The sequence below is a fragment of the Microbulbifer aggregans genome, assembly GCF_020524005.1.
Lineage (GTDB): Bacteria > Pseudomonadota > Gammaproteobacteria > Pseudomonadales > Cellvibrionaceae > Microbulbifer > Microbulbifer aggregans_A.
On sequence record NZ_JAIVKK010000008.1, the window covers coordinates 41,939 to 65,260 of the forward strand.

At 59.7% G+C, this 23,322-nt stretch carries 20 protein-coding genes; 9 read left to right on the forward strand and 11 right to left on the reverse strand.

From position 1 onward, the window contains the following. Positions 1-49 precede the first annotated feature (49 nt). On the reverse strand, positions 50-1,678 hold the full coding sequence (gene murJ / locus LC093_RS14775; protein ID WP_413231511.1) for a murein biosynthesis integral membrane protein MurJ: 1,629 nt from the start codon (positions 1,676-1,678) through the stop codon (positions 50-52). A gap of 186 nt (positions 1,679-1,864) precedes the next feature. Between murJ and LC093_RS14780 the strand changes: the two genes are divergently transcribed. The 5 genes from LC093_RS14780 (at position 1,865) to rpsT (ending at position 6,323) form a co-directional block, all read left to right on the forward strand. Beyond that, complete coding sequence (locus LC093_RS14780; protein ID WP_226666352.1) at positions 1,865-2,014, forward strand: hypothetical protein; 150 nt, start codon at positions 1,865-1,867, stop codon at positions 2,012-2,014. Between the two features lie 189 nt (positions 2,015-2,203). After that, complete coding sequence (locus tag LC093_RS14785; protein ID WP_226666355.1) at positions 2,204-2,902, forward strand: OmpA family protein; 699 nt, start codon at positions 2,204-2,206, stop codon at positions 2,900-2,902. Between the two features lie 218 nt (positions 2,903-3,120). Next, positions 3,121-3,813, forward strand: coding sequence for a proteobacterial dedicated sortase system response regulator (gene pdsR / locus LC093_RS14790; RefSeq protein WP_226666357.1), 693 nt, complete (start codon positions 3,121-3,123; stop codon positions 3,811-3,813). A 25-nt stretch (positions 3,814-3,838) separates the two neighbouring features. Then, entirely contained in the window at positions 3,839-5,899 is a 2,061-nt protein-coding gene (locus LC093_RS14795) for an ATP-binding protein (RefSeq protein WP_226666359.1), read from the forward strand. Positions 5,900-6,056: 157 nt separating this feature from the next. After that, positions 6,057-6,323 (forward strand): 30S ribosomal protein S20, encoded by a 267-nt coding sequence (gene rpsT / locus LC093_RS14800; RefSeq protein ID WP_226666362.1) that lies wholly within the window; start codon positions 6,057-6,059, stop codon positions 6,321-6,323. Between the two features lie 102 nt (positions 6,324-6,425). Here rpsT and proB read toward each other — a convergent pair whose 3' ends face one another. From proB to rplU, 4 genes are all read right to left on the reverse strand, one after another. Next, positions 6,426-7,562 (reverse strand): glutamate 5-kinase, encoded by a 1,137-nt coding sequence (gene proB / locus LC093_RS14805; RefSeq protein ID WP_226666372.1) that lies wholly within the window; start codon positions 7,560-7,562, stop codon positions 6,426-6,428. Between the two features lie 58 nt (positions 7,563-7,620). Further along, a complete protein-coding gene (gene cgtA / locus LC093_RS14810) occupies positions 7,621-8,838 on the reverse strand; it encodes an Obg family GTPase CgtA (protein ID WP_226666379.1) in 1,218 nt (405 codons plus the stop codon). A gap of 256 nt (positions 8,839-9,094) precedes the next feature. Then, the gene (rpmA, locus tag LC093_RS14815; protein WP_010132157.1) at positions 9,095-9,352 is read right to left on the reverse strand and encodes a 50S ribosomal protein L27; all 258 of its coding nucleotides are present in this window, start codon (positions 9,350-9,352) and stop codon (positions 9,095-9,097) included. 18 nt (positions 9,353-9,370) lie between these two features. Continuing rightward, positions 9,371-9,682 carry a 50S ribosomal protein L21 gene (rplU, locus tag LC093_RS14820; protein ID WP_226666382.1) on the reverse strand — a complete coding sequence of 104 codons (312 nt, stop codon included), beginning with the start codon at positions 9,680-9,682 and terminating at the stop codon, positions 9,371-9,373. A 300-nt stretch (positions 9,683-9,982) separates the two neighbouring features. Here rplU and ispB point away from each other — a divergent pair, with 300 nt between their 5' ends. Next, on the forward strand, positions 9,983-10,945 hold the full coding sequence (gene ispB, locus LC093_RS14825; RefSeq protein WP_226666384.1) for an octaprenyl diphosphate synthase: 963 nt from the start codon (positions 9,983-9,985) through the stop codon (positions 10,943-10,945). Positions 10,946-11,323: 378 nt separating this feature from the next. Here the strand turns inward: ispB and LC093_RS14830 are convergent, their stop codons facing one another. Continuing rightward, positions 11,324-12,673 (reverse strand): phosphomannomutase, encoded by a 1,350-nt coding sequence (locus tag LC093_RS14830; protein WP_226666386.1) that lies wholly within the window; start codon positions 12,671-12,673, stop codon positions 11,324-11,326. Beyond that, a complete protein-coding gene (gene galU, locus LC093_RS14835; RefSeq protein ID WP_226666389.1) occupies positions 12,670-13,512 on the reverse strand; it encodes a UTP--glucose-1-phosphate uridylyltransferase GalU in 843 nt (280 codons plus the stop codon). The genes LC093_RS14830 and galU overlap by 4 nt, the downstream gene beginning before the upstream one ends. A 261-nt stretch (positions 13,513-13,773) precedes the next feature. Here galU and fabA point away from each other — a divergent pair, with 261 nt between their 5' ends. Both fabA and fabB read left to right on the forward strand, forming a co-directional pair. Further along, positions 13,774-14,298: a 3-hydroxyacyl-[acyl-carrier-protein] dehydratase FabA gene (gene fabA, locus LC093_RS14840; protein ID WP_226666391.1), complete on the forward strand. Its 525-nt coding sequence runs from the start codon at positions 13,774-13,776 to the stop codon at positions 14,296-14,298. 62 nt (positions 14,299-14,360) lie between these two features. Then, positions 14,361-15,584 (forward strand): beta-ketoacyl-ACP synthase I, encoded by a 1,224-nt coding sequence (gene fabB, locus LC093_RS14845; RefSeq protein ID WP_226666394.1) that lies wholly within the window; start codon positions 14,361-14,363, stop codon positions 15,582-15,584. A gap of 84 nt (positions 15,585-15,668) precedes the next feature. Here fabB and LC093_RS14850 read toward each other — a convergent pair whose 3' ends face one another. The 4 genes from LC093_RS14850 to LC093_RS14865 all read right to left on the reverse strand — a co-directional run bounded on the left by LC093_RS14850 (position 15,669) and on the right by LC093_RS14865 (position 20,048). Beyond that, complete coding sequence (locus LC093_RS14850; RefSeq protein ID WP_226666396.1) at positions 15,669-16,541, reverse strand: sugar nucleotide-binding protein; 873 nt, start codon at positions 16,539-16,541, stop codon at positions 15,669-15,671. 15 nt (positions 16,542-16,556) lie between these two features. Next, a complete protein-coding gene (gene ssb, locus LC093_RS14855) occupies positions 16,557-17,159 on the reverse strand; it encodes a single-stranded DNA-binding protein (protein ID WP_226666398.1) in 603 nt (200 codons plus the stop codon). A gap of 184 nt (positions 17,160-17,343) precedes the next feature. Beyond that, positions 17,344-18,516: an MFS transporter gene (locus LC093_RS14860; protein WP_226666400.1), complete on the reverse strand. Its 1,173-nt coding sequence runs from the start codon at positions 18,514-18,516 to the stop codon at positions 17,344-17,346. Positions 18,517-18,629: 113 nt separating this feature from the next. Beyond that, the gene (locus LC093_RS14865; RefSeq protein WP_226666402.1) at positions 18,630-20,048 is read right to left on the reverse strand and encodes a mannose-1-phosphate guanylyltransferase/mannose-6-phosphate isomerase; all 1,419 of its coding nucleotides are present in this window, start codon (positions 20,046-20,048) and stop codon (positions 18,630-18,632) included. A 113-nt stretch (positions 20,049-20,161) separates the two neighbouring features. Between LC093_RS14865 and uvrA the strand changes: the two genes are divergently transcribed. Then, entirely contained in the window at positions 20,162-22,990 is a 2,829-nt protein-coding gene (uvrA, locus tag LC093_RS14870) for an excinuclease ABC subunit UvrA (protein WP_226666412.1), read from the forward strand. The last annotated feature ends 332 nt before the right edge of the window (positions 22,991-23,322 follow it).

Here is a 23,322-nt window from a genome sequence, read left to right on the forward strand (position 1 = left end):
CTTCACTCACCCTTGCAAAATCAAGCGGCGCAGTATAACGGATTTGCGCTCATGATGTGGCCCGGAAATGCCGCGGACGCAGGCCACTGGCCAACAGAACCAGACCATAGGTCGCGCCCCCGGCCGTCACTACAGCTCCCATGCGCAACGCACGCTGCCACCACCCCCAATCGTTCCAGTGCGGCCAGAGGTACAGAAGACCAAGCAACACCGCCGCCATGGCCAGGTTGGCCAGCAACAGGCGTAACAGATAGGCCTTCCAACCCGCTTCAGGGCTGTACACGCCGCCCTGGCGCAAACCTCGGTACAGCAACCAGGCATTGAGCGCGGCCTGCCCTGCGGTTGCCATCGCCAGTCCCATATGCCCGAGCTGGAAGTACATATGCAGAGGTACCACAAACAGCAGGCTCAGTACCATTTTGGACGCAATGGCGATCAGACCGAAGCGCACCGGGGTGGCGGTGTCCTGACGGGCGAAGTATCCGGGCGCCAACACCTTGATCAACATGAACGCCAGCAGGCCGAAGGTATAGGCACGCAGTGACCATGCAGCCATCTGCATGTCGCGAGGGGTCATATTGCCGTACTGGAAGAGTACCGTCAGCAAAGGCTCGGCAAGTACAAAAAGCGCTACCGCGGCCGGCAGCGCAATCAGGGTCACGCTGCGCAGAGCCCAGTCGATTGTGTGACGGAAGCGCCGCGGGTCGCCACTGGCGTGCTGGCGCGACAGGTTCGGCAGAATCACCGTGGCCACGGCCACGCCGAAGACACCCAGCGGCAACTCGGTAAGGCGATCAGAAAAATACAGCCAGGTCACCGACCCCGTGGGCAGAAAAGACGCCAGTATCGTATCCAGCACCAGACTGATCTGGGTTACCGACACGCCAAAAATCGCCGGCGCCATCAGCCGCAGGATCTTGCGCACACCCGGGTGCTGCCAGTCCCAGCGCGGCCGCGGCAACAAGCCCTGGCCAACGAGGAACGGGATCTGGAACAGTAGCTGCACCACCCCGGCAACCAACACCCCCCAGGCCAGGGTCATGATCGGTGGCTCAAACCAGCCCGTTGCCACCGTGGCGGCGGCAATCAGTACGAGATTCAGAAAGATTGGAGTCAGCGCCGGAATCGCAAAACGATCAAAGCTGTTCAGGATCGCCCCGGAGAACCCGGTCAGAGAAATCAGCATCAGATAGGGGAAGGTAACCCGCAGCATGTCGCTGGCCATGGCGAACTTTTCCGGCTCGTTGCCGCCCCACCACCAACCGAATGCGAACAAACCGGCCACCAGCGGCGCACAGAGCACTCCGAACAGCGTCACCAACAGCAGGGTGCCACCCAGGGCACCGGCTACGCGGTCGTTCAACTCCCGTACCGCGGCAATACCGCCTTTCTGCCGATATTCAGCCAGTACTGGCACGAAGGCCTGAGAGAAAGCGCCCTCGGCAAACAGGCGCCGGAAAAAATTCGGGATTTTGAATGCTACAAAAAAGGCATCGGCCGCGTCGCTGGCGCCAGTAAAGCGGGCGAATACGATATCTCGCGCCAACCCCAGTACCCGGGAGAGCAAGGTGGCGCTGCCAACAACGGAGGTTCCCCGCAACAGGCCGCGATGGGGACTATCTTTCCTGACTCGCACGTTTTGTTCGGGCGACTGCTGATCCGGCGGTGTCTGTGTCACGTCCCTGAGTTCCTGTTGCGAAAAACAGCGGGACAAAATGAGCCCGCAATGGCCGGCAAGTCTACCGCAATCCCCGGTCAGACTGCAGACTGTGGAGTGCCCCCTACTTTTGGCGCCAACCGGAACTATACTCAAAACAAGCAGTGAGCGAGCCGCAGGGAGATGCGGCAACACCGGAGAAACGGAATGACATTAAACGCACTGATTATTGCACTGATTCTGGCGATCCTGTTGTACGCTGTGGTTGCCGCAGGGCCGCGCCCACAGAGGGTCCGGGTACGCATAGACGCTCCGCGCGACCGGCGCTATCACCGCCGGCAAAATCGCCAGCGTTAAATCGCCGGAGCCGGAACTGAATCACAGGGCAGGACGCCACAATTCGTCATAATTGTTGCGGAATTCGCCCCGCTGGCGCCACGCTAGTGCCTCCTTGCGAGGTTTAAATGACTCTCAACCGGGCAGGACACACAGCCCACCCGGAAAAGAGCAGTCCATTTCAAACCGATATTCGCAAGGAACACGATCATGAAAAAGATGTTGATGGCAGTAACCCTGAGCAGTCTGACCCTGAATGCCGTGGCCGCCACTGACTCCGAGAACAGACACCAGGGCTCTGCCCTGACCCCGGCCAAGCAGGCCACTGTATTTACCGGCGCCGCAGTAGCGGGCGCTGCCGTAGGTGGCCCGGTCGGTTTTATCGCGGGCGCCCTTGGTGGAGCCTGGCTGGGCGAACAGATCAAGCAAGCAGAAGAGGCTGACATGCTCGCAACTCAACTGACCGAAAGCCGCGCAGAACTGGGCAACCTTGCACAACAACTGGACGCAGCGCAGCTGTCAGCCAACGATGCCCAGAAGCTCGCCCTCGACAGCCTCCAGTTTCAAATGCTGTTCACCACCGGGGACGACCAGCTGGCGGAAGCCCAGGAGCGCCAGGTGGCCGCCATGGCCGATTTCCTGGTTCGCCACCCGCAATTACAGATTCAACTGGAAGGACACTCCGATCCCCGCGGCAGCGACGGCTACAACAATGTCCTGTCCGACCAGCGTGCCCTCAGTGTCCAGCGCGCTTTGGAAGCCTACGGTGTTGCCCCCGAGCGCATCAGCCGTCGCGCCCTAGGCGCCAGCCAGTCCAAGGCCGCCAAGGGCGATGTCGATGCCTACGCCCTGGAGCGCCGGGTAGACATCCACTTCGCCGCCCCGGAGTCCATGGCCGGCAACTTCTAAGCCGCTATCGCAGGCCCCCTATCACCCACGGTGCAGCGCTCCACAAAAGCCTGCGCCGCGGGGAACCCGATCTCCAACAGTGCAACCCTGTAAGATGTAACCTTGCGCGCGGCTCTGCTGCGCGCCTTTTTCAGCCCACCACATATCTTTGCCATCCCCCCCGACAATCGGGCATGATTTTGCGCCAATAACTGTATAAATCCGGTGCCGACCCCACTATGAGCAGCCCCACCATTGCCATCGTCGAAGACGAAATCGCCATCGCCGAAAACTACCGCGACGCCCTGCGCCGCACGGGATACCAGGTCAACCTGTACCACACACGCCCACAGGCACTGGAGGCGTTTCGCCAGCGGCTGCCGGATCTCGCGGTCATCGACGTTGGGCTGGGCGCGGAAATTGAAGGTGGTTTCGACCTGTGCCGCGAGTTGCGCGCCATGGCACCAACCCTGCCGATCCTGTTTCTGACCGCGCGGGACTCCGAGCTCGATATTATCTCCGGGCTGCGCCTGGGCGCCGACGACTACCTCACCAAGGACATTTCCCTACCGCATATGCAGGCCCGCATCAGCGCGCTGTTGCGCCGGGTCAGCGTGATGCAGTCACAGACCGATGCCAGTGACCTGCTCACCCAGGGCGATCTCGCCCTCGACGTCTCCCGGCTCCACTGCCACTGGCAGGGGGAGCCGGTAGACCTGACGGTGACCGAGTTCTGGATCGTCCACGCCCTGGCCAAGCGCCCCGGGCACGTAAAATCCCGCAGCCAACTGATGGAGGCCGCACGGGTGGTGCTGGACGACAACACCATCACCTCTCATGTGAAGCGGATCCGCCGCAAATTCCAGAGCCTGGACAGCGACTTCAATGCCATCAGCACCGCGTATGGCATGGGGTATCGCTGGCAGGTCTGACAAAAGACTATTCCGGGAAAGTATTTTGAACCTTCGCCGCCAACTGGTTCTGCTCAGTCTGTTCACCCTCGCACTGCCCTGGGCCGGCTGCCAGTACCTGCGCCAGGTCGACAAGGCCCTGGCCCAGGGGCAGATGCAGACCCTTGAGGCCACCAGTAGCGCGATCGCGGCACGTCTCGCCAGTGCACCGCAACTGATCGCACCTGACCCCACCCGCAGCGGCCGCCCGCCCGGCGCGCAGCTGTACCTCAATCCGCTACCCCAAGCGCCACGGCTCGACGGCTACGGCGAGGAGTGGCGACTGCAACAATTAAGCCCGCGACAGTTGACCGGTGAAGACGGGGATCCCTTCGCCCAGATCACCCTCGGCAGGCACGGTACGCAGGTATTCCTGCTTCTGACAGTGAAAGATCGCAGCCCGAGCTACCATGACCCGCGCAGTGGCATGGTTTCCAGCGGCGACACCGTCGAGCTATTCACTGCCAATCACCGCTATACGCTGCCAGTGGCCAGTCAGGGGCCCACCTACGCCATGTGGCACAACGCGCGCAGCGGCAAATATGAACGGGAGCTCCGGCTCCGCGGCCGCTGGACATCATCTCCCCAGGGCTATCAACTGGAACTGAAATTCCCCCTCGCCCTGACCGGGGGCGAACTGGCCGTGCGCATACTCGACCGGGAAGACAGCCGCGGCGGGAAACCGGCACGCGCAACCAGCACGCTGCCCGCCGACGGCCGCCCCGGCGCCCTTATCGAGCCGATGCCGACGCTGCAGCAAGAGCTGGAACATTTCGCACGCCCGCACCTGCGGCTGACGGTGGTGGATCAGGAAGGGTTTGTGTTGGCCCACAGCGGACATAGCTCCGAAGCAGGCACAGCTTCAGAGGAAGACACAGACTCGCCGCAGGATACCCCGGGACACTGGCTGAAGGCCTGGCTGTATCGACAGATTCTCGGCACCAACAACCTGCCGCCATTGCCAGAGGACCGCTACCCCGACAGCCTGACCATGAACCGGAAAACCGCGGGTAAATGGTTCAGTGCAGCCGGCACCGGCGATGAGCGTATCGGCGCCGTCAGTGTGCCGGTGATCACCCGCGCCGACGACATCATTGAGCGCCCCCTGCTCGGCCGGGTCATCGCAGCCCAATCCGCAAGTGCAGTGCAGTCCCTGACCGAATCCGCCGCCAGGCGCCTGTGGCTGACGACGGCCGGCGCCACTGGACTGGTCCTGCTGCTACTGCTTGGCTATGCCAGCTGGCTGTCCTGGCGCATCCGTACGCTGCACCGGGCAGCCCGCAACGCAGTGGATGCGAGTGGACGCCTGCGCGGCGACTTCCCCCGCCCGCTGGTTAAAGATGAGCTGGGCGCTCTAAATCGCGCCTTTGCCAGCCTGCTTGCGGAGCTGGATCACTACCACCAGTACCTGCGCAGCCTGGCGAGCAAGCTTTCCCATGAATTGCGTACTCCACTGGCCGTAGTGCGCTCTTCCCTCGACAACCTCAACGCCGGAGAACTGGATCCGGACAGCCGCCGCTACGCCGAGCGGGCTGCGGATGGCAGTGCGCGCCTGTCGTCGATACTGAATGCACTGTCCGCGGCCACCCACCTTGAGGCCAGTATCAGCCAGGCAGACAAGGAGGAGTTCGATCTCGTTGACCTGTTACAGGTACTTGCCCAGTGCTACGCCGATGCCCATCCGGCGCACAAGATCCAGTTGCACAGCCCTGAGGGCCCGAAACCCTATTACGGCGCTCCGGAGCTACTGGCCCAGTTGCTGGACAAGCTGGTGGACAACGCGGTGAGCTTTGCGCCCGCCGGCAGCGAAATCACGATCGGGCTCACCGAAACTGCACACACCTTCGAGGTTGCGGTGAGCAATATCGGCCCACCACTCCCTCCGGGCTTTGGACAAAAGCTGTTCGACTCGCTGGTATCAGTACGCGACGACGGCGGCAAGGCCGGCCATCTCGGTCTCGGGCTTCATATTGCCCGCCTGATTGCCGACTTCCACCAAGGCCGCCTCGAGGCCCGCAATCAGGAGGGTGGCCAGGGCGTCACATTCGGCCTGACACTGCCCCGGTGAACAGCAGCGCAGACAGCACCGAGACATTGATCACGGAGCAGTCACATTCTGCTGATCTGAGCGGTTGACAAACAACCAACGCTGGGGATAATGTCGCGTCCCAAACGGGCCCCCGGCCCGATGTTCGAGTTTTACAGATTCCAGACAGGAGCAACCGGTGGCCAACTCACCTCAAGCGAAGAAACGCGCGCGCCAGAACGAAAAGCGCCGCAATCACAACGCCAGCCTGCGCTCCATGGTGCGCACCTACATCAAAAAGGTAGTTGCGGCCATCGATGCAGGTGATGCGGAAAAAGCCAAAACTGCGTATGCAGCTGCTGTGCCGGTCATTGACCGTATGGCTGACAAAGGCATCATTCACAAAAACAAGGCTGCTCGTCATAAGAGCCGCCTGAATGCCCAGATCAAGAAGCTGGCTGCCTGATTTATCCGACAGCCCGCTCCCTGAGCATAAAAAACCCCGCCACGGCGGGGTTTTTTATTGCCTCAAATTCCACACATACAGATGGCATCAGCCTCCCGGCCGCTAGAGCAAAATCAGGTTGTCGCGATGGATCAGCTCGTCATCATCGCGATACCCCAGTAACTCGACGAAACGCTCTGATGGGTGGCCCTGAATCTTCTGGGCCTCGGAGCTGTCGTAATTCACCAGCCCCCGGGCAATCTCCACGCCGTCAGTGCCGCAACAACTCACCAGGTCACCGCGCTGAAAGCGCCCCTCAACTGCAGTGACACCTACCGCCAGCAAACTTTTACCTTGGGCTGCCTGCAACGCTTGTTCCGCGCCGGCATCGAGCAACAGGCGACCGCGCACCTGCAACTGGCCCGCAAGCCAGCGCTTGCGCGCAGTGAGCGGATCCGCTTCTGGCAACAACAGGCTCCCCAGCGACTCACCGGCGGCAACCCGCTCAATCACCGAGTCCATAGTGCCCCCCACAATCACCGTGCGCGCACCAGAGCGCGCCGCCAGCTGCGCGGCGCGCACTTTGGTGGCCATGCCGCCACGCCCCAGGCCACTGCGAGAGCCTCCCGCCATTGCCACCAGCCGGGGATCGGTAGCCACCGCCTCCGCCACCAGCTCGGCGGCCGGGTTGTCCCGCGGATCTTCGGTAAACAGGCCATCCGCATCGGTCAGTATCAGCAACACATCTGCCTCCACCAGGTTGGCCACCAGAGCTCCCAGAGTGTCGTTGTCGCCGAAGCGGATCTCATCGGTCACCACCGTATCGTTTTCATTAATGATCGGCACCGCCCCCAGAGACAGCAGGGTCTTCAGGGTACTGCGGGCATTGAGGTAACGGGTGCGATTGGAGAGGTCGTCGTGATCCAGCAGGATCTGTGCGGTGCGACAGTCAAACTGGCCGAAAGCGTGCTCGTAGACTTGTACCAGGTGGCTCTGGCCGACGGCAGCTGCCGCCTGGAGCTGATGAATGGATTCCGGGCGCTTGCGCCAGCCCAGGCGATCCATACCTGCAGCCACCGCTCCCGAGGACACCAGCAACACTTCAATCCCCTGGCGGCGCAGGGCCGCGATCTGCCCGGCCCAGTTGTGGATCGCTGCGCGATTGACCCCGCGCCCGTTATCCGTAAGCAGTGCGCTGCCGATTTTTACAACCCAGCGCTTGCTGGCGGGTAGTTGCTGGCGTGCCGAGATGGAATCCATTTCTTCCTCGTGATGTGGACTGCGCCCCGCAGCTATTGGGCGGGGCGCAACAGATGACTTATGGCCGGTATTCTATATCGACGTCGTAGTCATCGTCGTCCCAATCTTCGTCATCTTCATCGGTTTCTTCAGTGAAACCTTCACCTGCCTTGCGCTTGGCCCGCTGGGCAAGACGCACTTCCTCGATACGCTCACGCGCCTCGCGCTGCATCTGCCGCTGAGCTTCCTGCTCCGCTTCAAACAGGTCGCCATCCAGCTCTTCCTGCTGATGAATATCTTCCAGGTAGTCCATCAGCTGGCCGCAGAGAACATCAGTACCCTCGCCGCGAATGGCAGCCACACGGAATACCGGTCCCTGCCATCCCAACGCATTGACGATACCCTGACACCGATCCTCCAGCTCATCCGCCGGCACCAGGTCGGTCTTGTTCAGCACCAGCCAGCGTTCACGGCCAGCCAGGGTGGGGCTGAAGGCCTCCAGCTCGCGCTCGATGGCGAGTGCATTCTGCACCGGATCCGAGCCGTCGAACGGCGACAGATCCACCAAATGCAGCAGAACCCGGCAGCGGGTCAGGTGCTTGAGGAAGCGAATACCCAGTCCCGCCCCCTCGGAAGCGCCTTCGATCAGCCCCGGAATATCGGCAATCACGAAGCTACGATATTTCTGCACCTTCACCACACCAAGGTTCGGCACCAGCGTCGTGAACGGGTAGTTCGCTACTTTCGGCTTCGCCGCCGATACGGCGCGAATAAACGTGGACTTGCCTGCATTTGGCAATCCCAGCATACCGACATCCGCAAGTACCTTGAGCTCAAGCTTGAGGTTGCGGGCCTCTCCGGGATAGCCCGGGGTCGTCTGACGTGGCGCGCGGTTGGTACTGGACTTAAAGCGCGTGTTACCGATGCCGTGGAATCCACCTTGGGCCACCAGCAGCTTCTGCCCTACCTCCAGCAGATCTCCCAGGGTTTCCCCGGTGTCCACGTCAATGGCGGTAGTGCCCACTGGCACCTTCAGCACAAGGTCTTCGCCCTTGGCCCCGGTACAGTTGCGCCCGCGCCCTGCTTCGCCATTCTGGGCCTGGTAATTGGGCTGGTAGCGATAATCCACCAATGTATTCAGTGAATCGTCAGCCATCAGATATACGGAGCCGCCGTCGCCGCCGTCACCGCCATCGGGCCCACCCTTGGCAACGAACTTCTCGCGCCAAAAGCTACAACACCCTTTACCGCCGTTGCCGGCCTGCACCTTGATCGGCGCCTCATCTACAAATTTCATGACTCTACTTACCGGTTACCCGGTCTTCAGTGTAATTTGCCCAGGATAAATACAGAAAAGTGGGCAAGATACAAAAAAGCCCCGCGATTGCGGGGCTTTTTTTATTTGGCGACCGTAAGGGGCGCTGCAAAGCGTAGCGAGCGAGTGGCTGCTGGTGACCGCCGGAGCGGAGCAAGCGGAGCGTACTGAAGTACGTGAGCATTGCGAGCACCGCCGGACGCCATCAGACGCTTGCGCAGTAGCTTTTCAGTGCCACTTAGGCTGTTTCGATAGAAACAAACTTACGGTTGTTGGCGCCTTTCACCTCAAACTTCACTACGCCATCAGCGGTAGCGAACAGGGTGTGATCTTTGCCCATACCAACGTTAACACCAGCGTGGAACTTGGTTCCGCGTTGACGAACGATGATGCTGCCTGCGGAGACAGCTTGGCCGCCAAAGCGCTTCACGCCCAGGCGTTTACTTTCGGAATCGCGACCGTTTCGCGTACTACCGCCAGCTTTCTTGTGTGCCATGAGTCGTTACTCCTCTGCTTATGCCTTGATGCCAGTGATTTTAACTTCGGTGTACCACTGACGGTGACCTTGACGCTTCATGGAGTGCTTACGACGACGGAACTTGATGATTTTCACCTTTTCGCCGCGACCATGGCTCAGCACTTCTGCAGTCACCTTGGCGCCTTCCACAACCGGCGCGCCGATGTTGATGGCGTCGCCGTCAACTACCATCAGAACCTTGTCGAAATCGACAGATTCACCGGTAGCCACTTCAATTTTTTCCAGGCGCAGAACTTCGCCTTCTTCTACACGGTGCTGTTTACCACCGCTTTCAATAACAGCGTACATATTTCTATGCTCCAACAAAATGGACGACACGAAGCAGCTGTAGGGTCATATGACCGGCTAGCCAGCATTTCGGGAGCTTGCGCCGTGTTGTTTAAAACGTCTTCCCGGCTCGTAGACCTTCCCAAATGGGACAGACCCGGATCGAGCGGGGCGCAGATTCTAATCAATTCGCCCGATTGATACAATAGTGAACAGTTTCAGCCACCAAAGACAACCTCACGGAAAGAGGTCATGGACTTATGCGGAGGTTCCTATTACCTTGCCGCGGGTCTTTAACGGAGTACAACAAGGAAACTGCCCATGCTGCCTTTCCACCGGGTGGCCGCTGACGACTTTAGCGCGGTCAATCAACGCATCATCGATCAACTGCACTCTGATGTCCCGCTTGTGGAGAACATCGGCCATTATCTGGTCGAGGCCGGCGGCAAGCGGCTGCGCCCGTTGCTGGTACTCCTGTGCAGCCGTGCAGCCGGCTATCAGGGGCAGAACCATATCGACCTGGCGGCCATTATCGAGTTTATCCACACCGCCACCCTCCTGCACGATGACGTGGTAGACACTTCAGATTTGCGCCGCGGCCGTATCACCGCCAACGCCCAATGGGGCAATGCGCCCGCAGTCCTCGTAGGCGACTTCCTGTATTCCCGCGCCTTCCAGATGATGGTTGCCCTGCAGGATATGGACATCATGGCGATCCTGTCTGACACCACCAATACGATTGCCGAGGGCGAGGTACAGCAGCTGGTAAATGCAGGTGACCCGGCGGTTACCGAAGAAAACTACCTGAAAGTTATCCACAAGAAGACCGGCGCCCTGTTCGAAGCGGCCTGCGAAACAGCGGCAGTACTCGCCGGCTGCAGCGCTGAAGAACGCCAATCCCTGAAACTCTACGGCCGTCACCTCGGCTCCGCATTCCAGCTGGTGGACGATGCGCTGGATTACCGCGGCAATTCGGAAGAACTGGGCAAGAACGTGGGTGACGACCTGGCCGAGGGCAAACCTACCCTGCCACTGATTTACGCGATGGCCAATGGCACCGAAGAGCAGGCGGCGCTGGTAAAGGAAGCTATCGAGCAGAAATCCGCAGACAAGTTATCGGAGATTGTTGCGGCAATCGAGGCTTGCGGTGCTTTGGATTACACATTTGATCGCGCAAAGAAAGAAGTAGAGCTTGCACTCGAAAAGCTCGAGTTTTTGCCAGATGGCGAATACAAAACAGCCCTACAGCAACTTGCTAGCTTTTCAATTGAACGAACTGTTTAATGCAAAAAGCCCCGGCAATGCCGGGGCTTTTTGTTTGTGCGCTTGAGAAGCTGGGGCACTGGCGGCGCGGTACCGGGGACGGGTTTTCAGGACCGCTGTAAACCCATCCCTGGGCGCTGCGGCGCAAACATCCTGTTTGCGACGCTCCTGAAAACCCGTCCCCGGCACCCCTCCTTCGCATCCTACAATTACACTTCGCCTCACGCGGGAATCACGAAGCACAAAATTTCTATGCGAAGGCCCTGATGCCGAGAACCCTTTGCAGGACCGTCTGCGGCCAGGACGGCCGCAGCCGAGCCCCCAGGGATGGGTTTACGGCGTGTCCAGCAAAGGGTTCTCGGCAGCAGGGCCGCCACCATACCCAAATACGAAGTAAAGCTACCCGCGAATCAGGCCAAGCAGCTCTTCAGTCTTGGCCTTCATCAACGCCTCATCCCCACGGGATTCAACGTTCAAACGAACCACCGGCTCAGTATTGGACATACGCAGGTTGAATCGCCAATCGTCAAAGGCAACGCTCAGGCCGTCTACATGCTCAACGCTATTAGCGCCGGCCCCGTATTTTTCCTCTGCAGCCAGTAACAGCGCCTTCGGGTCTTCGACCTTGGAATTGATTTCACCGCTGCACGGAAACGCCTTCATACGCTCACCCACTAGCTGCGACAAGGGCTTGCCGCTACGGCTCACCAGTTCAGCCACCAGCAACCACGGAATCATACCGCTGTCACAGTAGGCGAAATCGCGGAAATAGTGGTGTGCACTCATCTCGCCGCCGTAAATGGCATCTTCTTTGCGCATGCGCTCTTTAATAAATGCGTGACCGGTTTTACTTTCCACCGGCTCACCGCCCGCGCTGCGCACGATATCCTCAGTGTTCCAGGTCAGGCGCGGGTCGTGTACCACCTTGGCGCCATGGTGCTTGGCCAGGAAGGCTTCCGCCAGCAGGCCCACCACGTAATACCCTTCGATAAAATCACCGCTTTCGTCAAAGAAGAAGCAGCGATCGAAGTCGCCATCCCAGGCAATGCCGAAATCAGCACCACTGGCTTTAACCGCTTCTGCCGTTGAAGCCCGGTTTTCCGGCAGGATCGGATTGGGAATACCATTCGGGAAGTTGCCATCCGGCTCATGGTTAACACGCACGAACTCAAACGGCAGGTGCGGAGCCAACGCATCCACTACTGAACCTGCGCCACCGTTGCCCGCATTGACTACCAGCTTCAGCGGCTTCAGTTCGGATACATCCACATAGCCCAGCAGGTGTTTCACGAAGTCTGCACGGTGCGCAAACGTGTGCATTTCACCGCGTTTTTCTACCGCGGCGAAATCGTTCTCCTCCGCGAGGCGCTTGATATCCAGCAGCCCGGTGTCACCACTGATCGGCCGGGAACCTGAGCGCACGAACTTCATACCGTTGTAATCCATCGGGTTGTGACTGGCGGTGACACAGATGCCACCATCAAAATCACCGTGGAACGTAGAGAAATAAACCTCTTCGGTACCGCACTCGCCAATGTGGTACACGTCGGCACCCGCATCACGCAGGCCATTTGCCAGCGCATCCGTCAGCTCGCCGCTGGTCAGGCGGATATCATGCCCCACCACCACACGTCGAGCGCCGAGGAACTGGGCAAAGGCGCGACCTACCCGGTAGGCCACATCAGTATTGAGTTCATCCGGCACACGGCCGCGCAGGTCATAAGCTTTGAAACAAGTTAATTCTGTCATTTATGTCCTTCCCCCTCGGACAAGTAAATATTTTTATAAACAAAATTGGTGGCCTCGATAAAGCCGTCAACAGAGCCGCAATCAAAGCGACGACCTTTGAATCGATAGGCCAGTACACAGCCATTCCCGGCTTGCGCCAGCAAGGCATCGGTAATCTGAACTTCGCCATTCTTGCCTGGCGATGTTTCGCGAATAATATCGAAGATATCCGGTGTCAGGATGTAACGGCCAATAATAGCCATGTTGCTCGGTGCATCTTCAGCCGCAGGCTTTTCCACCATATCGGTAACCTGAAACAACCCGGGCTTGATTTCATTGCCGGCAATGACACCGAACTTGTGGATCTGATCCTTTGGAACCTCTTCCACAGCGACAATGCTGCAACGAAACTGGTTATACAACTGCACCATCTGTGCCAGTACACCATCGCCGTCATTCAGGCACAGGTCATCCGCGAGGACAACCGCAAATGCTTCATCGCCCACCAGGCGTTGCCCCTGCAAAATAGCGTCCCCCAGGCCACGCATTTCGCCCTGACGGGTATAGGAAAAACTGGCTTCATTGATGACGGAGCGAACGCTGTCGAGATAGCGCTCCTTGCCGGTTCCGGCAATCTGGTGCTCCAGCTCAAAATTGGTATCGAAGTGATCCTCGATCGCGCGCTTGCCGCGCCCGGTCACAAAACCGATTTCTGTGAGCCCCGCCTGTATCGCCTCTTCTACCCCGTACTGCACCAGGGGCTTGTTCACCAGTGGTAGCATCTCCTTGGGCATGGCCTTGGTCGCGGGCAGAAAGCGCGTACCGTACCCGGCAACCGGAAACAGACACTTCTTGAGCATTTTTCCCCCTGAACAGTTCTCGGCGATCGGTACACTCCCGCACCGATTCCCGGCAAGTTACCATAAAAAAGTAGCAAGGATCAGCCCAACAACGACGGGGCCTGCGCTGAAGTTAGACAGAGCTCCGATCAAAGGGCAAATCTCCGTCAAGGGTTAATTGAGACAAATCCGGTCACAAAAAGGTTTATGACCGACTGGACAAGCTATCCTTAGCCCTTAGAATGCCGGCACGTGTATAAAATGCCCAGAGTCGGGGACCCAATGAGTAATTTCGTTCAAAAAAGCAGCTACACCCGTGAAGAGCTCCTGGCCAGCAGCCGTGGAGAGATGTTCGGCCCGGGTAACGCCCAGCTCCCAGCCCCCAACATGCTGATGCTCGATCGCATCACACAAATCTCCAAGGACGGCGGAGAGTTCGGCAAAGGCGAACTGATTGCGGAGCTGGATATCACCCCGGACCTCTGGTTCTTCGACTGCCACTTCCCCGGCGACCCGGTAATGCCCGGCTGCCTCGGACTCGACGCCATGTGGCAGCTGCTCGGTTTCTTCCTGGCCTGGAAAGGCAACCCCGGCCGCGGTCGCGCACTGGGTTGCGGCGAAGTGAAATTCACCGGCCAGATCCTACCGACCGCGAAGAAGGTCACATACCATATCCAGATGAGCCGCCTGGTAGAGCGCAAGTTGGTAATGGGCATCGGCAACGGTTCCGTATCCGTGGATGGCCGTGAGATCTACACCGCAAAAGACCTGCGCGTAGGCCTTTTCACCCGCACCGACAATTTTTAAGTCGGCAGCCGGACCAAACACAACAATAACGATTCACTAGACAAGTTTTACTGGAGATCACTATGCGCCGGGTAGTCATTACCGGAATGGGCATCACTTCCTGTATAGGTACCAACACCCAGGAAGTGTTGTCCTCCCTGAAAGCCGGCCGCAGCGGCATCCGCTATATGGATGAATACGCGGAACTGGGACTGCGCAGCCAGGTGGCGGGCGTGGTAGATATCGATTTCAAAGAGCACATCGACCGCAAGCATTTGCGTTTTATGGGCGACTCCGCAGCTTACGCCTACATTTCGATGGCGGAAGCCATTGCTATGGCGGGACTGGAAGAATCCGATATTTCCAACCCCCGCACCGGCCTGGTGATGGGCTCCGGCGGAACCTCTACCACCGCGGTTATCGAATCAGCTGAGATTCTGAAAACCAAAGGGGTGCGCAGAGTTGGTGCGTACCGGGTACCGCAGACCATGGGCAGCACCGTATCTGCCTGCCTTGCCACCCCCTTCAAGATCAAGGGTGTGAACTACTCCATCTCGTCCGCGTGTGCCACGTCCGCCCACTGCATCGGCCACGGTGCCGAACTGATCCAGATGGGCAAGCAGGACGTCATCTTTGCCGGCGGCGGTGAAGAGCTGGCCTGGAGCCTGACGCACCTGTTCGACGCCATGGGCGCCCTGTCTTCGAAGTACAACGACACGCCGGCAAAGGCGTCTCGTCCATACGACGCCAACCGGGATGGTTTCGTCATCGCTGGTGGTGGCGGCTGTGTGGTACTTGAAGAGTACGAGCACGCGAAGGCCCGCGGCGCCAACATCATCGCCGAACTGGTTGGCTACGGCGCAACCTCCGACGGCTATGACATGGTGGCACCAAGCGGTGAGGGTGCGGCACGCTGTATGCAACAGGCCCTGGCCGGTATGGATGGCAAGGGACTGGAAGGCGGTGTGGACTATATCAACACCCACGGCACCTCCACCCCGGTGGGCGACGTAGCTGAATTGCGCGCGATGAAAGAAGTATTCGGGGACAAGGTACCGGCTTTCGCCTCCACCAAATCCCTGACCGGCCACTCTCTGGGTGCTGCCGGAGTACAGGAAGCCATTTACTCCCTGCTGATGATGCAGAATGGCTTTATCGCGGCATCCGCCAACGTGGAAACCGTGGACGAAGCCGCGGAAGGCCTCGACCTGGTGACCGAGCTGCGCGAGACCGAAATCCGTCGTGCGCTCTCCAACAGCTTCGGCTTCGGCGGCACCAACGCAAGCCTGATTTTCGACAAAATCTGAGGCCTCTGTCGCTAAAACAAAAGCCGCTGAAACAAAAAAGGGCGAACCCTCACAGGTTCGCCCTTTTTTGTTTACACGCTTGTGTTAGGCATCTGCTTTCTGCAGGCGCTCCAACCACAACTCGACCTGCCGAGTCAGCCCCTGGCGCCAGCTGCGCTGCTGGATCCCAAAGACATCCCGCACTTTCAGGCAACTGAGTACCACCGACCGGCTTTCCACATGCGGTGTATTCTCCGATGTACCCGCATCGGCCTCAAGCGACACCAGATCCGCAGAAAAGTCCTCTCCGTAAAGAGATTTCACCCGATCCAGCACCTCACAGCCAAACTCCATCGCCGTACAGGTATCCGCGGAGCCGTAGTGGTAAATACCAGTGCGGGGCGCACCGCTCGCCAGCTGCTGGACAATGGCAGTCACCACGCGAACCAGATCGGATACGGTCACCGGATTACCTCGGCTGACGTCATCCAGCGCCACCGGCCTGCCGGCCAACATGGCCCGGACTACGCGGCCGAGCAGTGCTTTATCGCTGCGATCCACCAGCCACCCCAACCTCAGGATGCTGACATTCTCCGCATCCGCCAAGGCATCTTCACAGGCCAGCCAGCGCCGCCCACTATCCGATTCCGGAGCAGGCGGTTCATCTTCATCAATTTTCTTGCGCGCGCCGCCACCGGTCAGCACGCAATACGATGAGAGGTGCAGGACAGCACTGTATGGGAGGTTCGGCAAGGTGCGGCAAACCGCCTCCGCCCGGGCCCGGTTCGCACCACCACCGCAAGCGGCAGCATTGACCACCAGAGTGCCTTTGCGCAGTTCACCCAGCTGGTCGTCTCCGAGCAATTGCACCCGGAAGCCAACCCGCTGGAGCCCTTTTTGCAGCGCGCTGTCGATGGCATTACCGGCCCCGATCAGCGCAATGGTGTCCGGCTGGTAGCCGGTATGAAGCATGGGCATGCGCGACCCTGTGTCTTAGAAGGGGATGTCGTCGTCAAAACTGTTGTCAAAACCACCGGCCGGAGGCTGGGACTGGCCCTGGTTGCCCATGGGGTTGCCCTGCTGCCCCTGGGGCTGGGAAGGTGCCATGGGTGACGGCGCCGAGCGGCCCTGAGCATATTCGTCCTGGTATCCGCCCTGGTTGTAGCCACCCTGGCCACCGCCTTGACCACCACCCTGTTGCTGGCCATATCCACCCTGGCCACCCTGCTGGAAGCCACCGCCACCCTGTTCGCCGCGGCTGTCCAGCATTTGCATTTCGCTGGCCACGATTTCAGTGGTGTAACGATCCTGGCCAGACTGCTTGTCCTGCCACTTGCGGGTGCGCAGGGAGCCTTCCAGGTAAACCTTGCTGCCTTTGCGCAGGTACTCACCGGCAATTTCCGCCAGACGATTGAAGAACACCACACGGTGCCATTCGGTACGCTCCTGCTGCTGGCCGGTCTGCTTGTCTTTCCAGGTCTCGGAGGTCGCCAGAGTCACGTTGGTGACGGCACCGCCGCTGGGCAGATAGCGGGTTTCCGGGTCTCCGCCCAGGTTGCCAACCAGAATTACTTTGTTTACGCCCCTGCTGGCCATATGCCTCTCCTATCGGTGTGCCTGTCAATGACACAGTGAAATTACTAATTCAAATTACGGAATTCGGAAACGCCGCCGGCAATAGGCCTGAACGCTTCCAACAGTGTATTTTTATCCAGCAGGATACAACACTCGCCCGGGAGGCGTCACGGATCGCCGCCGGGTATATGGATATTCGATTTGCTTAACTGCTGACCACTGGTGTCCGGGAAGCCCGCATCTGCCACCAGCCCAGGGACCAGAGCAGCAAAACCCCCAGTGCCAGAGTGGCAACCGAGCCGGCCCCGCCGTGGCCAAAGGCCACTCCGCCGAGCGTGCCACCGACAAACGCGCCCAGGAACTGGAACGTCGCATAGAGTCCGGTAGCAGCACCGCGGCACTCGGCCGGCGCCACCCGGGTCAGCTGGGCCGGTAACAGTGCTTCCAGCAGGTTGAAGGCCAGGAAGAATACGCCCAGGCAGACAATAATCCAGGTGCCGTGCACCTGGGGCATCAATGCTACACCACCAAAGACAAGCCCCAGCAGCGCCAGCCGCATGGCTGCGGGCACCTTGCTGCGCTTTTCCGCCATCCGCATCAGCGGCAGCATGAATATAAAAGCTCCCAGCATCAGCGGTGCATAGAGCTTCCAGTGCAGGTTACTGGCGAGGTGCAGCTCCTCTACCAGAAGCAGCGGCAAGGGTACAAACATCATGGTCAGCAGCAGATGCAGGGCAAAGACACCGCCTACCAGCCGCCATACCGGCGCCTGCCCCAAGAGCTTGCGAAAATCGCCCGGCTGCGGCGCCCGGCGCTCCGCCCGGTTCGGATTAGGCACCAGCTTCCAGACCAGCAGTATGCCCAACAGTGCCAACAGCGCGGTCAACCAGAATATGGCCGGTAAACCGCCGGCCGCCGCCAGCAAAGGTCCCAATACCACCGCAAGTACAAAGGCCACACCGATAGACGCACCGATCACTGCCATCGCCTTACCGCGGTTCTCATCCCGGGTCAGATCGGCCGCCAGGGCCATGGTCGCAGCGGCAATAGCACCTGCCCCCTGAAGCATCCGCCCGGCAATCAGCCCATAAACGGAGTCGGTTGCCGCTGCCACCACGCTGCCAAGCGCAAATATCACCAGCCCCGTATATATCACCGGTTTCCGCCCCCAACTGTCACTCAACATGCCCAGCGGGATCTGCAGGATGGCCTGACTCAGGCCGTAGGCCCCCAGCGCCAGTCCCAGCAGGGCCGGCGTACTGCCTATATAGTCAGTGCCATAGAGGGACAGCACCGGCAGCACCATAAACAGGCCCAGCATGCGGAAAACGTAAAGGGAGGCGAGGCCGGCGAGCGCGCGGCGTTCAGTGGGATTCATCAACAGGTTCCGGACACGGCAAAACAGGGCGCGCATTGTAGCAGCCGCAGCGGCAGAGATTGATCCCCTGCCGCCTAATAAAGATATAGCCTGAAACTATTCTTCAAGAAGGATCAATTGCGCCCGTACTGATCCTCGATGCGCACAATGTCATCCTCACCAAGGTAACTGCCAGACTGCACCTCGATCAGCTCCAGTGGTATGGATCCAGGGTTCTCAAGGCGGTGCACCACCCCCAGCGGAATGTAAGTGGATTCATTTTCACTCAGCAACAGCTTGTCTTCACCACGGGTGACCATCGCGGTACCGCGCACCACAATCCAGTGCTCGGCGCGGTGATGGTGCATCTGCAGCGAGAGCTGGCAGCCGGGCTTGACCACAATGCGTTTGACCTGGAAGCGCGGACCGGCGTCGATGGAGTCGTAATAACCCCAGGGGCGGAACACCTTGCGATGGTTTTCAGCCTCACTGCGCGCTCCCTGTTTCAGGCGCTGCACAATGGTTTTCACTTCCTGTACGCGATCCTTGTGCGCCACCATCAGGGCGTCATCGGTATCCACCACCACCAGGTCCTGCACCCCGAGAATGCCGACGAGACGCTCGCCGCCATGCACCAGGCAGCCGGCGGCGCTTTCGGCAATAACATCGCCGCGTAGCAGGTTGTCGTTCTCATCCCGCTCCGCCAGTTCCCACAATGCAGACCAGGAACCCACATCGCTCCAGCCTGCCTGCATCGGCACTACCGCAGCGGATTCGGTTTTTTCCATTACCGCGTAGTCGACGGAGTCGGACGGACAACGTGCGAAGGCATCGGCATCGATACGTGTGAAGTCCAGATCGCGGGCGGCACCGGCAAAAGCGGTGCGGCAGGCTTCGAGCATATCCGGGTGATGGTGTCCCAGCTCTTCGAGGTAGCGGGTTGCGCGGAACAGGAACATGCCGCTGTTCCAGTTGTACTCCCCGCTGGCCAGATAGCGCTCGGCGGTGGCCAGGTCCGGCTTCTCCACAAACTCGGCCACCTTCCAGCCGCCACCGACAGCATCGCCACTGCGGATATAGCCATATCCGGTTTCCGGGCTACTCGGCACGATGCCAAACGTCACCAGGTGACCGTCTTCCGCCAGTGGACGAGCCGAGGCAATGGCCGCCTGAAATGCCGTCGTATCCGCCACCACATGGTCCGCTGGCAGAACCAGTAACAGCGGATCGTCACCAGACTCAGCCGCAGCCAGGGCCGCCAGGGCGATAGCCGGAGCGGTATTGCGTGCGCAGGGTTCCAGCAGAATGGCCTGGGCTGCTCGGTCAATTTCCTGCAACTGCTCGGCGGCGGCAAAGCGATGATTTTCGTTACACACCAGAATCGGTGCCTGCACATTTTCGAGACCGTGCAGACGCAATGCCGTGGCCTGCAGCATGGTATGGCTGCCCGCCAGGTTCAGGAACTGCTTCGGATAAGCCTCACGGGACAGCGGCCACAGGCGCGATCCGGTACCACCACAGAGAATCACAGGAATCATAATTTCCGTATCCATACTGAATTATTGACGGGAAGGGATTTTGGCACACTCAGGCACCGGATTATACTTGACCGTTTTCTGCCGCCCGGTTCACTGGCGGACAATTCCGCGACAATACAGGACAGAGTGTGGATACGATTTACGTACGGGGTGCTCGCACCCACAACCTGAAGAATATCGATCTGGATATTCCCCGTGACAAACTCATCGTAATCACCGGACTTTCCGGTTCTGGTAAGTCCTCACTCGCCTTTGACACCTTATACGCCGAGGGACAGCGTCGCTACGTGGAATCCCTCTCCACCTACGCGCGCCAGTTCCTGTCGATGATGGAGAAGCCGGATGTGGATCACGTGGAAGGGCTGTCGCCAGCCATCTCCATCGAACAGAAATCCACCTCCCACAACCCGCGCTCCACTGTGGGTACCATCACCGAGATCTACGACTACCTGCGCCTCCTGTTCGCCCGCGTGGGCGAACCACGCTGTCCGGAACACCACGAACCCTTGCAGGCCCAGACCATCAGCCAGATGGTGGATCAGGTGCTGGCACTGCCGGAGGGCACCAAGATCATGCTGCTGGCACCAGTGGTGCGCGACCGCAAGGGCGAACACCTGCACGTGTTCGAACAGCTGCGCCGGGACGGCTTTGTACGCGCACGTATCGACGGCACCGTATGCGACCTGGACGACACCCCCAAGCTCGACAAACGCAAGAAACATACCATCGAAGTGGTCGTGGACCGCTTCAAGGTGCGCGACGACCTGCAACTGCGGCTGGCCGAATCCTTCGAGACCGCCCTGAACCTTACCGACGGTATCGCCGCCATCAGTTATATGGACGGCAACAAGGACGACCACCTGTTCTCCGCCCGTCACGCCTGCCCGGTATGTGATTACTCATTGGACGAACTGGAACCACGCTTGTTCTCGTTCAACAACCCCGCCGGTGCCTGCCCCGGCTGCGACGGCCTCGGGGTAAAACAGTTCTTCGACGAGGACAAAGTCATCCTCGACCCGGAGAGCAGCATTTCCGAAGGTGCCATCCGCGGCTGGGACAGGCGCAATATCTACTACTACCACATGCTCACCTCGCTGGCAGAGCACTACGACTTTGATATCGACAAGCCCTGGCTGAAACTGCGCAAACGCGACCGCGAGGCCATCCTCCACGGCAGTGGCGACACCGCCATCGACTTCAGCTATGTGAACGACCGCGGTGACGTGACCATCCGCCGCCACACCTTCGAAGGCATCATCCCCAACTTCCAGCGCCGCTACCGGGATACCGAGTCCCAGTCCGTGCGCGAAGAACTGGCCAAATACCTGAGCACCCAGAAGTGCCCGGACTGCCAGGGCACCCGCCTGCGCCGGGAAGCCCGCCATGTGTTTGTGGACGACCGCACCCTGGCCCAGATCACCGAGCTGCCTGTAGGCGACGCCTTCGACTACTTTGCCAACCAGCTCAAGTTCAAGGGCGCACAGAAAGAGATCGCCGACAAGATCCTGAAAGAACTGCGCGACCGCTTCCGCTTCCTGGTGGACGTGGGCCTCAACTACCTGACCCTGAACCGCAGTGCCGAGACCCTCTCCGGCGGCGAGGCCCAGCGCATTCGTCTGGCCAGCCAGATTGGCGCCGGCCTTGTGGGCGTGATGTACATTCTCGACGAGCCGTCCATCGGCCTGCACCAGCGGGACAACGAACGCCTGCTGAACACCCTCACCCACCTGCGGGATATCGGCAACACCGTGATTGTGGTGGAGCACGACGAAGACGCGATTCGCGCGGCCGACTTCCTGATTGATATCGGCCCCGGCGCGGGGGTACACGGTGGCGAGGTGGTGGCCGCGGGCACGCACAAGGAAGTGGCCGCTTGCGAGCGCTCACTTACCGGCCAATACCTGTCCGGGGTCAAGCAGATCAAGGTACCCGAGAAACGCATTCCTGGCACCGGCGAGGTTCTACGCATCGAGGGCGCTACCGGCAACAACCTGCAGAACGTGGATCTGGAAATCCCGGTGGGCGTGTTTACCTGTGTCACCGGTGTGTCCGGCTCCGGCAAGTCCACCCTGATCAACACCACCCTCTATCCGCTCGCCGCTACCGCGCTGAACAAGGCCACCACACTCAAGGCCTCACCGCACAAAGCCATCCACGGGCTGGACCACTTCGACAAGTGCGTGGACATTGACCAGAGCCCCATCGGCCGCACGCCGCGCTCCAATCCCGCCACCTATACGGGCATTTTCACACCCATCCGAGAACTCTTTTCCGGCACCCAGGAAGCACGATCCCGCGGCTACAAACCCGGGCGCTTCAGTTTCAATGTGAAAGGCGGCCGCTGCGAGGCCTGCCAGGGCGATGGCGTGATCAAGGTGGAAATGCACTTCCTGCCAGACATCTATGTGCCCTGCGATACCTGTAAGGGCAAGCGCTACAACCGGGAAACCTTAGAGGTGCACTACAAGGGCAAGAGCATCCACGAAGTGCTGGAAATGACCGTGGAGGATGCGCGGGAGTTTTTCGATCCGGTACCGGCCATCGCCAAGAAGCTGCAGACCCTGATGGACGTCGGTCTGTCCTATATCAAGCTCGGCCAGGCGGCGACCACACTCTCCGGCGGTGAGGCACAGCGCGTCAAACTCTCTCGCGAGCTGTCCAAACGCGACACCGGCCAGACACTCTATATTCTCGACGAACCCACCACGGGTCTGCATTTTGCCGATATTCAACTGTTACTGGACGTGCTGCACCGCCTGCGCGACCACGGCAATACCATCGTGGTGATCGAGCACAACCTGGATGTGATCAAGACCGCCGACTGGATTGTGGACCTCGGCCCGGAAGGCGGCTCCGGCGGCGGCCAGATCATTGCCACAGGCACGCCTGAGCAGGTCGCCAAGGTCAAAGGCTCCCACACCGGACGCTTCCTGAAACCGATGCTAAAGAAAAAATAGTCGCAGAGATCAAACCCCGCCTTTGTGCGCGCGGTACCGCCAGAGTTGGTGGTACCGCGCCTGTACAGCCAGCCCCGACAGCGGCCCTCGAAACACACTCAGTCGATCACTCAACCAGGCTGGGCCAATCAAATTACGGTTCTCCCTCCCGCCCGGATTTAATACCGTTGGCGCACGCCATTTACCCCTTTCTCGCCAACCAATAATTGACCTTGATTTCCTCGCCACGCCCGGCGAACTCCGCACCAAACCCTATAATTTCCGCAAAACGCCGAAGCCATTCGCTTTCAGAAAATATTCCTCCCTCGAGTAAAAAGGGGAAGAAAATTAGC